Source organism: Flavobacterium adhaerens, from assembly GCF_040045115.1.
GTDB lineage: Bacteria > Bacteroidota > Bacteroidia > Flavobacteriales > Flavobacteriaceae > Flavobacterium > Flavobacterium adhaerens.
In genome coordinates this window covers 152,157-166,315 of record NZ_JBDLZX010000002.1, presented here as the reverse complement: position 1 = coordinate 166,315, position 14,159 = coordinate 152,157, and the positions used below count along the sequence as shown (strand labels likewise).

12 protein-coding genes are annotated in these 14,159 nt (G+C 33.3%); all 12 read right to left on the bottom strand.

Annotated elements, in window-relative coordinates; all coding sequences use genetic code 11:
* Window positions 1-7 precede the first annotated feature (7 nt).
* A complete protein-coding gene (gene ruvA, locus ABEB18_RS03405; RefSeq protein ID WP_348797642.1) occupies window positions 8-589 on the bottom strand; it encodes a Holliday junction branch migration protein RuvA in 582 nt (193 codons plus the stop codon).
* 146 nt (window positions 590-735) lie between these two features.
* A complete protein-coding gene (locus tag ABEB18_RS03400) occupies window positions 736-3,021 on the bottom strand; it encodes an NADP-dependent malic enzyme (protein WP_348797641.1) in 2,286 nt (761 codons plus the stop codon).
* A 195-nt stretch (window positions 3,022-3,216) separates the two neighbouring features.
* Window positions 3,217-3,642, bottom strand: coding sequence for a CBS domain-containing protein (locus ABEB18_RS03395; RefSeq protein WP_348797640.1), 426 nt, complete (start codon window positions 3,640-3,642; stop codon window positions 3,217-3,219).
* 276 nt (window positions 3,643-3,918) lie between these two features.
* Window positions 3,919-4,845, bottom strand: coding sequence for a tRNA epoxyqueuosine(34) reductase QueG (gene queG, locus ABEB18_RS03390; RefSeq protein WP_348797639.1), 927 nt, complete (start codon window positions 4,843-4,845; stop codon window positions 3,919-3,921).
* Window positions 4,842-6,188 (bottom strand): cytochrome P450, encoded by a 1,347-nt coding sequence (locus ABEB18_RS03385; RefSeq protein ID WP_348797638.1) that lies wholly within the window; start codon window positions 6,186-6,188, stop codon window positions 4,842-4,844. Before ABEB18_RS03385 ends, queG begins: the two co-directional genes overlap by 4 nt.
* An 11-nt stretch (window positions 6,189-6,199) precedes the next feature.
* Entirely contained in the window at window positions 6,200-7,222 is a 1,023-nt protein-coding gene (gene ruvB, locus ABEB18_RS03380; RefSeq protein ID WP_348797636.1) for a Holliday junction branch migration DNA helicase RuvB, read from the bottom strand.
* A gap of 84 nt (window positions 7,223-7,306) precedes the next feature.
* Entirely contained in the window at window positions 7,307-9,103 is a 1,797-nt protein-coding gene (locus ABEB18_RS03375; RefSeq protein ID WP_348797635.1) for a cytochrome c oxidase subunit I, read from the bottom strand.
* A 32-nt stretch (window positions 9,104-9,135) separates the two neighbouring features.
* Entirely contained in the window at window positions 9,136-10,293 is a 1,158-nt protein-coding gene (locus tag ABEB18_RS03370) for a cytochrome c oxidase subunit II (protein WP_348797634.1), read from the bottom strand.
* A gap of 19 nt (window positions 10,294-10,312) precedes the next feature.
* On the bottom strand, window positions 10,313-11,641 hold the full coding sequence (locus ABEB18_RS03365; RefSeq protein ID WP_348797632.1) for a quinol:cytochrome C oxidoreductase: 1,329 nt from the start codon (window positions 11,639-11,641) through the stop codon (window positions 10,313-10,315).
* Window positions 11,642-11,671: 30 nt separating this feature from the next.
* Window positions 11,672-12,220 carry a c-type cytochrome gene (locus ABEB18_RS03360; RefSeq protein ID WP_348797631.1) on the bottom strand — a complete coding sequence of 183 codons (549 nt, stop codon included), beginning with the start codon at window positions 12,218-12,220 and terminating at the stop codon, window positions 11,672-11,674.
* An 8-nt stretch (window positions 12,221-12,228) separates the two neighbouring features.
* Window positions 12,229-12,753, bottom strand: coding sequence for a DUF3341 domain-containing protein (locus ABEB18_RS03355; RefSeq protein WP_348797630.1), 525 nt, complete (start codon window positions 12,751-12,753; stop codon window positions 12,229-12,231).
* Window positions 12,746-14,149 carry an NrfD/PsrC family molybdoenzyme membrane anchor subunit gene (gene nrfD / locus ABEB18_RS03350; RefSeq protein WP_348797628.1) on the bottom strand — a complete coding sequence of 468 codons (1,404 nt, stop codon included), beginning with the start codon at window positions 14,147-14,149 and terminating at the stop codon, window positions 12,746-12,748. Before nrfD ends, ABEB18_RS03355 begins: the two co-directional genes overlap by 8 nt.
* Window positions 14,150-14,159 lie beyond the last annotated feature (10 nt).

The window sequence follows — 14,159 nt, the reverse complement described above, 5'->3', positions numbered from 1 at the left end:
AAACCTCTTATAAATTTTTTAAAGCTCTTTTTATTATGGTTTCAACAGTAGCCTCAGGATCATCTTTTACTATTTTCTCTACCACTTTTTCGGAAGCCTTTCGAACAAAACCGAGTACTTCTAGTGCAGATAACGCTTCATCTTTGTTTGTATTGTTTTGAATAAATGATACTTCATCCAAATCATACAATTTTAACATTTTTTCTTTTAAATCAAGAATAACTCGTTGTGCAGTTTTACCACCAATTCCTTTTATTTTTTGAATGGTAGCAACATCACCTGCTGCAATTGCATTTATTATTTGTTTGGGTTCTAGTGAAGAAAGCATTGTACGAGCAATTCCAGCTCCAATACCAGAAACGGATAATAACATTTTAAAAATTTCTCTTTCCGATTTTTCGACAAAACCAAATAATGTATGTGCATCTTCTTTAATTTGAAGATAAGTAAACAACTTTATAAAATCTGCTTCTGGAAGTAATGAGTATGTATGTAAAGATATATTTACATGATATCCAACTCCATTACAATCAATAACTACTTCTGTTGGGGTCTTCTCTACTAGCTTCCCTTGTAAATGTGCGATCATAAATATATTATAAGCCCAAATATAATAAAATTTGAGATTAAAAGACAAAGGCATTGTTACTAACGGGGAATACATTGTTATATTAAACCCCTTAAAACGCCTTTAACCTTAAAATCTCAAATTTAATTTATCGGATCAACTTTTGTTTATTTCCTATTCAATCTCATACTATTTTCTTGAGCATTAATTACTGAAATTGCAGCCATATTTACCATTTCTTCTACACTAGCCCCTAATTGAACAACATGAACAGGGTGTTTCATTCCCATCATAATTGGCCCTATCGACCCAACTTTGTTCAATTCTTTCATCAGCTTATACGTAATATTTGCTGATTCTAAATTAGGAAAGATCAACGTATTTACTTTTTTGCCAGCCAATTTAGAGAAAGGGAATTTTTTTGCCAACATATCTGGACTCAACGCAAAATCGGCTTGAAGTTCTCCATCAACAATTATTTCAGGATGATTTTTATGCAGATAAGCCACAGCTTCTTTCACTTTGGTTGCACTGATATTTGACGAAGAGCCAAAGTTAGAATAAGAAACCATAGCAATCACGGGTTCCATTCCGAACATTTTTACTGTATTCGATGTCATTACAGCAATTTTGGCCAATTCTTCTGCAGTTGGATTAATGTTTATTGCAGTATCAGAAAGAAACATCGGTCCTCTTGCCGTCATCATTATATTAGTTGTCGCAACTAATGATGCATTAGGAGACTTCCCTATTATTTGCAACAATGGCTTCACTACAGACGGATAACTTCTAGAATACCCAGAAATCATACTATCGGCCTCACCAGTATTGACCATCATGGCAGCAAAATAGTTTCGTTCGCGCATAAACTTCTCTGCATCATACAAAGAAACTCCACTTCTCTTTCTAGTCTCCCAGAATTCTTTAGCAAACTTTTCTCTTCTGGCTTGTTCTTCATCTAATTTTGGATCAACAATTAAAACATCAGCATCAAAACCAAGTTCTTCTTTTAATTCTAAAATTGCTTCTTTATTACCCAACAAAATTGGATGACCAATTCCTTCTTCATGTACAATTTGCGCAGCCTTCAATACGTCTAATTGTTCTGCTTCGGCAAAAACAATTCTTTTAGGATCGGTTTTGGCTCTATTGGTAATTAATCGAACCATTTTGTTATCGTTCCCCAAACGCTCCATTAACTCCTCTTTGTATTTTTCCCAATCGGTTATAGGATTCAAAGCAACTCCTGACTCCATGGCGGCTTTGGCCACAGCTGGAGCAACCTCTGAGATCAATCTTGGATCAAAAGGTTTAGGGATAATATACTCTCTACCAAAACCTAATTTTGTTGCACCATAAGCTATATTAACCTGTTCTGGAACATTTTCTTTGGCAAGTGCTGCAAGTGATTTTACTGCAGCCATTTTCATAGCCTCATTAATTTTGGTAGCACGTACATCTAATGCACCTCTAAATATATAGGGAAATCCAAGTACATTATTCACTTGATTAGGATGATCGGAACGTCCTGTAGCCATAATTACATCTTTACGAGTTTCCACAGCAAGATTATAAGCAATTTCAGGATCTGGATTTGCCATTGCGAATACAATAGGGCTGTCTGCCATAGAAAGCAACATCTCTGCAGACATTATATTTCCAGTTGATAATCCAATAAAAACATCTGCTCCTTTTAAAGCGTCCTCTAAACTAACTGAAGGGCCTTCTACAGCATATTTTTGTTGTAAATCAGACAAATTTGGATTGTCTTTAGTCAAAAGACCTTTGCTGTTATACATTAAAATATTTTCTCTTTTGACACCTAACAAAACATATAAATCTGCACAAGCAATTGCAGCAGAGCCAGCTCCTGAAACAACCATTTTTACATTTTCGGCTTTTTTATTAGCTAATTCTAAGGCGTTAATTAAGGCTGCCGCAGAGATGATAGCTGTTCCATGTTGATCGTCATGCATTACGGGAATATTAAGTTCCTCTATCAATCTTCTCTCGATTTCGAAAGATTCTGGCGCCTTTATGTCTTCTAAATTAATTCCTCCAAAAGTAGGCGCAATGTTTTTTACAGTTTGAATAAACTCTTCAACATCTTTTGTCCCGATCTCTATATCAAAAACATCTATATCTGCAAATATCTTAAACAACAAACCTTTTCCTTCCATAACAGGTTTTGAAGCTTCTGGTCCAATATCTCCTAAACCTAAAACTGCTGTACCGTTTGTTATTACAGCAACTAAGTTTCCTTTTGCTGTATATTTATAAACATCATCAATATCTTTCGCAATTTCCAAACATGGCTCTGCAACCCCTGGAGAATAAGCTAATGACAGATCTCTTTGTGTTGCATATTTTTTAGTAGGGACTACTTGTATTTTTCCTGGAGTTGGTTTCTCGTGATACAATAACGCTTCACTTCTTTTACTATTTTTGTCCATTTTGTTATATTTTTATAAAAAGCAAAGATAACAGAGTTCCTATAAAACAGACACAATTATATTATCCTTTTCTTATATTTATTTCATTCATTTAAATCTCAAAAAAAAAATAGTTGCACTTATTAATGCAACTATTTTACTATAAAAACTATTATCAAACTATTATCAAACTATTATCAAACTATTATCCAACTATTATCTCGAAATATAAGAATCTAAATGTTTGATGGTTTCTTTTTGAATTTCTATAATTGATTTTACAACATCTCCAATAGAGACTAGTCCGATTACTTTGTCATTTTCAATCACTGGTAAATGTCTGATTCTTCGTCCACTCATTAATTCCATACAAAATTCTAAATCATCCGAAGATTTAACAGTTACTACTTCACTAGCCATAATCTCACTGACTGGTGTTTTCTTTGAAGATTTATCTTTTAAAACAATTTTCCTTGCATAATCTCTCTCTGACAAAATTCCTTTCAAAATTCCATCGTCAATAACAAGTATAGCCCCTATGTTCTTTTCACCCATAACTTTCAATGCTTCGAATACAGTATTAGTCGAATTTACAGAAAAAACACCCGCTCCTTTCTTTATTAGTATCTGATTTACAGTCATAATAGATAAATTTTAGAAAGTTAAATTTAGAAAAAAAAAAGGTACGAAACACAAAATCAGACCTCAAAAAACTTATCAATAATCAGTATAACTACTCAATTTGAGGAAAAAGAAAAATGTTTTTTGAAAAATGTTTGCGAATAAATCATAGATTAAAACAGTTTATGTTTGAATTATAAATTAAACTCAATCATTAACAAAAAACACACACAAAACACTAATAAACAAATATTTGAAAAAAAATTACAATTTATAGACAAAAGATAAAACTCCTATCTATTCTAAAAAAAGAATATTTCTTTTTAATCCAGAAAATTTTGATCGTTTAAGTGGAGAATCTTTGAAGACTTTTCTAAAAGTTTCTTCAGTAATTTCTAACCAATCCTTTTTGGACATCGAAAGCAATTCAGAATTTGCTGTTAATAGAGGTTCGGAATGCGGTTTAGAAAATCGATTCCAAGGACAAACATCCTGACAAACATCGCAACCAAAAGCCCAATCATCGAATTTTCCTTTCATTTCTGATGGAATATTCTCTTTGAGTTCAATAGTAAAATACGAAATACATTTGCTCCCATCCACAACATAAGGAGCAACAATTGCCTGAGTTGGGCAGGCATCTAAACAAGCAGTACAGGAACCACAATGATCTGTAACAGCCTGATCGTATTCTAAATCCAAATCAATAATAAGTTCAGCTATAAAATAGAAAGAACCTACTTTTTGAGTCAATAAATTACTATTTTTTCCAATCCAACCTAAGCCACTTTTGGCAGCCCATGCCTTGTCTAAAACAGGAGCAGAATCGACAAAAGCTCGACCTGAAACCGCTCCAATGTTTTGTTGTATAGAAAAAAGCAATTCATTCAGTTTTTCTTTAATGACAAAATGGTAATCTTGCCCATAAGCATACTTCGAAATTTTATAAGAATCTGGACTTTGAAGTTCTGAAGGATAATAATTTAATAAAAGCGAAACAACACTTTTAGCATCATCAACCAACAAGGTAGGATTTAATCTCTTATCAAAATTATTCGCCATGTAAGACATTTGACCATTCATTTGCTTCTTTAGCCAATTTTCTAATCGCGGTGCTTCCTCTTCAAGAAAACCAGCTTTAGAAATACCGCATGACAAAAAACCAAGACGTATTGCCTCATCTTTTATAAATTTTGAATATTTTTCTTTAGAATTTGTTATCATCTTTTAGAAAATAAAACTTCAACTCCTACCGGTTTTAAAGTTACCAACGGATTGAATACAACATCTCCGCTAATAGGCTTTACTTTGTATTTTTTTATGATTTTATAAATGGTCAACCCTATTTCATACACAGCAAAACCAATTCCAATGCACATTCTTGGTCCTGCTCCAAAAGGGTAAAAATATTGCATCGAATGTCTTTTTTGGTCCCCTAAAAAACGTTCTGGATTAAACTCGTCAGGATTTATCCAATATTTAGGATTCCGATGTAATTCATAAAACGAAATACCAACAAGTGTCTCCTTTTTTATATGATAAGTACCAATAGTATCATCAACAATATTTTGTCTATCTGTAATCCAAGCTGGGGGATACAAACGCATTGACTCATTTACAACAGCATTGATGTAAGTCATTTTTTGCAATTGTTCTACCGCAATAGCTGTTTCAGCTTCAATTCCCACTATCTCATCATACACTTTAGCTTGGATATTAGGATATTTTGCTAAAAGATAAAGAGTAAAAGTTAAAGCATTTGCAGTTGTCTCATAACCTGCTGTGAAGAGAATCTTAATTTCATCTATCAATTGTGTTACGGTCATTCCTTCTCCAGTATCCTCATATCGGGTATCTAGAAGCATTTGGAGCAAATCATTGGTTACTTCATTAGATCCAGCTCTTTCTTCTATAATTTCATGAATGATTTTATTATTTTCAGAAGCCAATTCAAGATGTTTCTTTACTTGACCACTCAATGAAAACCATAAAGCTTTATGAGGAAGTCTAATTTCTTTAATTAAAAAATTCTGAATTTCATCAATAATAAATTTTATCCTTTGAAGCTTTTCTTCCGAAATAGAAAGGTGGAATAATGATTTAGCAACAACTGTATAAGCCAATTGACTCATTATTGGAAAAACATTAACTGGTTTATCTGCAAACAAATTATCCAATTGAGAATCTATAATTAAACTCATATTTTCTACCAACGCATTCATTTTTTGTTTGTGAAATGCTGGTTGAATCAATCTTCTTTGTTTTAACCAAAAATCTCCATCCGAGGTGAGCAAACCTCGACCAGCATACTTTGCTAAATAAACCGTTTGAAGTCTTGATTTATGATAATTCTTATGGTTTTTTTGTAAAATATGCAAAGCAAAATCATTATCTCTAGACAATATCAAATGCGAAGTAAAACCAATTCTTACCGAAAAAGTATCTCCTAACTTTTCAAAATACTGTTTATGAATAGGAATTGGGTTTCTACGTACTTTTTCGGCGTCTAAAAAAAATCTAACTATTGATAGTTTTTTCGGATAATTATATTTGCTGTTACTCAACATTAGATTACAATCTAAAAAAGTTCTCCTTGAATATTACCTCTTACTTTTCCTAAATGTTTATAAGCTTTCTCAGTAACTTCTCTTCCCCTTGGAGTTCTCATTATAAATCCTTCTTGAATTAAAAAAGGCTCATAAACTTCTTCTATCGTTTCGCTACTTTCAGAAACTGCTGTAGCAAGAGTTGTTAATCCTACTGGACCACCTTTGAATTTATCAATAATGGTATTCAAAATTTTATTATCCATTTCATCCAACCCATTAGCATCTACATTCAACGCTTTTAAAGCAAAACGTGCAATTTCTATATCGATAGTACCGTTTCCTTTAATTTGGGCAAAATCACGCACACGTCTCAATAATGCATTAGCAATACGAGGTGTTCCTCTACTACGACCCGCAATTTCTATTGCAGCTTCCATAGTAATTGGCATTTTAAAAATCATAGCACTTCTCTCAACTATTGTGGTCAAAAGTTCGGTAGTATAATATTGTAATCTAGAAGAGATTCCAAAACGAGCTCTCATTGGCGCTGTCAAAAGACCTGAACGTGTGGTCGCACCGATAAGGGTAAAAGGATTCAAATTAATCTGGACAGTACGGGCATTTGGCCCTGATTCAATCATAATATCAATCTTAAAATCTTCCATTGCAGAATAAAGATACTCTTCAACTACAGGACTCAAACGATGAATTTCATCTATGAATAACACATCTCTTTCATCTAGATTTGTAAGTAATCCAGCCAAATCACCAGGTTTATCTAAAACAGGTCCAGAGGTAATTTTAATACCAACTTCTAATTCATTTGCTAAAATATTAGCCAAAGTAGTCTTACCCAAACCAGGTGGACCATGAAAAAGAGTGTGATCTAGAGCCTCTCTACGTTGATTAGCAGCCTCAACAAACACTTTTAAATTTTCTAAGACCTGATCTTGTCCGGAAAAATCATCAAAAGACAAAGGTCTCAACCTTTTTTCGATATCCAGCTCATCAGAACTGTACTTCTTATTTGTTGGGTCTAAATTTTCATTCATTCGATAAAGGTAAAAAAAGTAATTCTTTTTATATAAAAGAAATGCCTCTCATAAATGAAAGGCATTTTATATGATTTTGAAATTTTAGTGGTGTAAAACAACCTCTCCTTCTTTCATTGGTACTGTTTGCGGTACAAAATCCTCTTCATGATTTGGATTACTGTAATCATAAGCCCAACGGTGTACTTCTGGAATTTCACCTGGCCAGTTACCGTGAATATGTTCAACTGGAGTAGTCCATTCAAGAGTTGTAGATTTCCATGGATTTTGCTCTGCTTTTTTACCGTAAAAAATACTAATAAAGAAATTGTACAAGAAAACTAATTGGAAAGCTCCTCCTACTAAAGCAAAAGTAGTAATCAATACATTCACATTCTGTAAATCGTCGAATAATGGGAAACTTGTATTAGAATAATAACGTCTTGGTAAACCAGCTAATCCAATAAAGTGCATTGGGAAAAATACACCATAAGCACAAACTGCAGTTACCCAGAAATGAACATAACCAAGATTTTTGTTCAACATTCTTCCATACATTTTTGGAAACCAATGGTAAATACCTGCAAACATTCCGTAAAGAGCAGAAATACCCATTACTAAGTGAAAGTGAGCGATTACAAAATAAGTATCGTGAACATTAATATCCAATGTACTATCTCCTAAAATGATACCTGTTAAACCTCCTGTAATAAACGTAGAAACCATTCCGATAGAGAATAACATTGCAGGGTTAAATTGTAAGTTTCCTTTCCATAAAGTAGTAATCCAGTTAAATGCTTTTACAGCCGAAGGGATAGCAATTAACAAGGTTGTAAATGTAAATACAGACCCTAAGAATGGATTCATACCTGAAATAAACATATGGTGACCCCAAACAATTGTTGAAAGGAATGCAATTGCTAAAACTGACATAATCATTGCACGGTATCCAAAAATAGGTTTACGTGAATTGGTAGCCATTACTTCGGAAACAATACCCATTGCAGGTAAAATTACAATATATACCTCAGGGTGACCTAAGAACCAAAATAAATGTTCAAACAATACTGGTGAACCTCCTTGATAATGCAAAACCTCTCCAGCTATATAAATATCAGACAAGAAGAAAGAAGTTCCGAAACTTCTATCAAAGATCAACAATAAAGCAGCTGATAATAATACAGGGAAAGAAATAACACCAATAACAGCTGTCACAAAAAATGTCCAAATTGTCAATGGTAATCTTGTCATAGTCATCCCTTTTGTTCTAAGGTTTAGAACCGTAACAATATAATTCAAAGATCCCATCAAAGAAGAAGCAATGAATATAGCCATAGAAACTAACCACAATGTCATACCAGTTCCAGAACCAGGAATTGCTTGAGGTAAAGCACTCAAAGGAGGGTAGATTGTCCACCCAGCTGAAGCAGGTCCAGATTCAACAAACAAAGAACACAACATGATTACAGCAGACAAGAAAAATAACCAGTAAGAGATCATGTTCATAAACCCTGAAGCCATATCACGAGCTCCAATTTGTAAAGGTATAAGTAAGTTACTAAATGTACCACTTAAACCTGCTGTCAAAACAAAGAATACCATTATGGTGCCGTGTATGGTTACTAAAGCAAGATACACATCATTTTTCATAATTCCATCAGGTGCAAATTTGTCTCCTAATAAAACATTGAAAATTTTAAATGATTCCTCAGGCCAAGCTAATTGCATTCTAAAAAGTAAAGACATTGCAATACCAATAATTCCCATCAAAATACCAGTTATAAGGTATTGTTTAGCAATCATCTTATGGTCAATACTAAAAATATATTTAGTAATGAATGTGTCTTTATGGTGGTGTTCGTGTTCGTGATCGTGTCCGTGATCGTGACCTTCTGCTGACATATATTTATACTTTAAATTTTCTTAATAAATTATTATTTCATAGCGATTTTTGCAACTGCTGCTGTATCTCTTACGATAGCAGAATCAATTGCTGCAGGTGCTTCAATTGCTGCAGGTTCAGCATTAGCAGCTTTCACCTCACTAACCAAAGTTGCTTTTTCGCTTAACCATTTTTGGTAATCTTCTGGTGTATCTACAACAACTTTCATTTGCATGTTATAGTGAGAAGATCCACAAATTTTATTACATAATAATAAATATTCAAAAGTGTAAGGATCTAAACCAGGCTGTCCATTAGCAACCAATTCTATGCTTTTCTTAGCTCTTATAGCATTAATATTAGCTACTTTTTCGACCATATATGGCAAAGCTTGATATTCAGCTGTAGTATAGATTGGAGTAAAAGCAAATTCAGTTACCATTCCAGGTACACAGTTCATTTGAGCTCTAAAATGTGGAAAGTATGCTGAGTGCAAAACATCCTGAGATCTCATTTTGAAATGTACCTTTTTTCCTTTAGGAATATGAATCTCTGAAACAACAATATCGTCTTGAGCATAAGGATCCGATAAATCAACTCCTAATGTATTAACCCCTTCAATTAGACGTACATTAGCCTTACCGAGTACATTATCTGCACCTGCATATCTTGCAGTCCATTTAAATTGTTGTGCGTATAATTCTATAACAACTGTATCCTCATCCTCATCTACGAACATGATATTTGTCCAAGCATAAAGACCATACAAAATCAAACCAGCCAAAACTACTGCAGGAATAACACTCCAAATTGCTTCCAACTTATTATTATCAGCAAAATATAAAGCTTTTTTATCCTTGTTTCCTCTGTACTTAAATGCAAAATAATGTAATAATACCTGAGTAATAGCTTGAACAGTAAAAATTAATATCCAAGTAATATTCATAAGGCGATCCACTAAAGCTCCATGATCTGAAGCTGGAGTATGAAGCACTAAATGTCCCCATTTAAAAACCCCATATATTGTAAAAATATAGATGAAGGCAAGAAAACCAAACATCAAATATCCTTGAACATTATTATCATTATCAGTTGCAACTTGTGAATTGTCCGTATTCGAAGCAACCTGGGTTAAATCGAATATTTTCGTCAATTGCCATATCGCAACAGCTAATAAAACTAAAACTATAATTACCAACAAACTTGTCATCTGTTTATCTCTTTAAATATTAATAATGAAAATGTTTACTCTCTTCTATATATGGATTTCTCTTTGGCAACAAAGGTGCTTTAGATAAAGCTGTGAAGACAACATAGATAAACAATCCAAGAAAGAATAAAACCGATGCAATTTCTGAAACACCAATAAACCAACTACCTCCAACTGTACCAGGCATGATCATATTAAAGAAATCAATGTAATGACCTAACAATATTACAATACCAGCCATAACTAAAATCCAATTGATTCGCTTAAAATCAGTATTAATCAAAATTAAAACTGGGAATAAAAAGTTCATAACAACAGCTCCAAAGAAAGGTAAATTGTAAACTTGTATTCTAGTAATGAAATAAGTAATCTCCTCAGGAATATCAGCATACCAAATCAACATAAATTGAGAGAACCATAAGTAAGTCCAAAATACACTAATCCCGAACATAAATTTAGCTAAATCATGAATATGACTAGAATTAACAAATTCTAAATATCCTTTAGATTTCAAATAAATTGTCACCATAGTAATCATCGTGATACCACTCACAAAGAAACTTGCAAATACATACCATCCAAACAAAGTACTAAACCAGTGAGGATCTATAGACATAATCCAATCCCATGACATAATAGATTCAGTTACAATAAAGAATACTAAAAATCCAGCTGATATATTGAAATTCTTTTTGTAAAATGAATTATCATCAGACTCATCTTGAGCCAAACAGTTTTTACGAGAATAATAACGGTATAAATTCCAACCTATCAAGAAAATAGCAGCTCTGATAATCCAAAATGGAAAGTTTAAGAATCCAGATTTTGTCTGAATCAATTCGTCATGTTTTACTACTTCAGGATCTAACCAGATGAAAAGATGGTTAAAATGAAGTCCGCAAAGCACTAATATAATGAAGAAAATTACAGATCCAACAGGCAAATATGCTGTAATTCCTTGCATAACTCTAAATAAAACTGGAGACCAACCAGCTTGAGAAACTTGTTGAATTGCATAAAAAGCTAAAGTTCCTAGCGAAACCAACATAAAGAAAATACAAGCAACATAAAGAGCTGACCAAGGCTTATTTTGTAACTGGTGCAAAACGTGCTCTAAATGCTCTGTATGTTCTGCTTCTGCTTTCACTTTTGCTTCTGGCGAAACTTCATGTGCACCGTGAGTTTCAGCACTTGCTTCATGATGACTACCGTGAGCATCAGCAGCGAGTATTTTTTCGACATCATGAATGTTTTTAGGTGCAGTTAAAAAACCATATCCCATTCCTAAAAGGCCTACGACCATTAAGATCAAAGAAAAAGTTTTTAATTTACTTGAAAATGTATACATATCTAATACGATCAGTTTGTTCAACAATTATTATTGTGCTTTAAGTTTTAGAACGTAGTCAGCAACTAACCAACGTTCGTGAGCACTCATTTGATTTGCATGTGAACCCATAGCATTCAAACCATAAGTTTCAACATAAAAAATACTCCCTTCAGTAATGTCTCTATCTTTATAACTAGGTACTCCAAGAAATTTTTCTCTTTCTACTAACTTTCCTTTACCATCACCAGCTGCACCATGACAGCTCATACAGTAAATTTCATAAAGTTCTTTTCCTTTATCAGAATTTCTATCTAAAGAATCCAATGGCGATTTCAAATTAGCTTTAGCCAAAGCATATCCTTCTGGAGTATTTTCGTATTCGAAAGGTTCGAAACCTCTATTTATTGAACCTTCTGCTGGTAGTCTTCCTTCCTTACCGTCTTTAAATACATTAACTGGAGCCTCTCCATATGTTTCGGCACCTGCTGATTCATACATATTTGGCATATATTGATAATTAGGTTTTTCATTATTATGACATGATGAAACCATTACCGTAAAACCAAATATAAACGTTATTTTATATAAACTTTTCATATCTACAATTAATGCTTTTCAATTACTTTAACTTCTACTGCACCAGTTTCTTTGAAAAAAGAAACAAGTTCCTCCTCGTTATTATTAACAGCAACTTCCATTAAAAAATGGTCATCTGTAGTTCTTACATCAGGATTTTCAGCTTGTTTGAATGGCCACAATCTACTTCTCATATAGAAAGTGATTACCATTAAGTGAGCAGCAAAAAAAACAGTTTCCTCAAACATAATAGGTACGAAAGCTGGCATGTTATCAATATAACTAAAACTTGGTTTACCACCAATATCTTGAGGCCAATCTTGGATCATTACATAGTCCATCAAAATTGTACCGAAAGACAATCCACATAATCCATATATGAAAGCACATATCGCTAAACGTGTTGGGGCAAGTCCCATAGCTTTATCCAATCCGTGTACAGGAAATGGTGTAAATACTTCTTCTATATGATGATGAGCTGCACGTGTTTTCTTTACAGCATCCATCAAAATATCATCGTCATTATAAATGGCGTATATAACTTTATTACTCATGATGTGAATGTTTATTAGCTTCTCTTTCTTTAATATAATTTTCTCCTGTAGCTTTCAATATTGTTTTTACCTCTGCCTGTGCAATTACTGGGAATGTTCTTGCATACAATAAAAACAATACAAAAAAGAAACCTATTGTACCAATAAAGATACCAATATCAACAAATGTTGGTGAGAACATTGTCCAAGAAGATGGTAAATAATCTCTATGTAAAGAAGTAACAATAATTACAAATCTTTCAAACCACATTCCAATATTTACAACTATCGAAATCACAAAAGAAAACATAATACTTGTTCTTAGTTTTTTGAACCACATAAACTGAGGTGAAAAAACGTTACAAGTCATCATTGCCCAATAAGACCAAGCGTAAGGTCCAGTAGCTCTATTTAAGAAAGCATATTGTTCGTATTCCACTCCAGAATACCAAGCAATAAACAACTCAGTTATATAAGCCACACCAACAATAGAACCTGTAATCATAATGATAATGTTCATTAATTCTATATGTTGTAAAGTAATATAAGCTTCAAGATTAATAACTTTTCTCATAATTATAAGCAATGTATTTACCATTGCAAATCCAGAGAAAACAGCTCCTGCTACGAAGTAAGGAGGGAAAATTGTAGTATGCCAACCTGGAATTACCGAAGTAGCAAAGTCCATAGATACAATTGTGTGTACAGAAAGTACAAGAGGAGTAGCTAAACCAGCAAGAACTAATGAAACTTCTTCAAAACGTTGCCAGTCTTTTGCTCTACCACTCCATCCAAAACTTAAAATAGAGTATATTCTTTTATTAAACGGAGTTACAGCTCTATCACGCAACATGGCAAAATCAGGTAATAAACCAGTCCACCAAAACACTAAAGAAACTGATAGATAAGTAGAAATCGCAAATACGTCCCAAAGTAATGGGGAATTGAAATTTACCCAAAGAGATCCAAATTGATTTGGAATTGGTAATACCCAATATGCTAACCAAGGGCGTCCCATGTGTATAATTGGGAATAATCCCGCTTGAATTACGGAGAAAATTGTCATTGCTTCTGCAGAACGGTTAATAGCCATTCTCCATCTTTGACGGAATAACAAAAGTACAGCTGAAATAAGTGTTCCTGCGTGACCAATACCTACCCACCAAACGAAGTTAGTAATATCCCATGCCCAATTTACTGTTCTGTTTAATCCCCAAGTTCCAATACCTGTAGATACTGTGTATATAATACAGCCTAATCCCCAAAGGAAGGCTATTAATGCGATTGAAAATACAATCCACCATTGTTTATTTGCTTTACCCTCGATAGGTGCTGCTACATCAACAGTTATATCGTGATATGATTTATCACCTATAACTAAGGGTTTTCTAATGGCTGCTTCGTAGTGAGACGACATAATCCTTTAT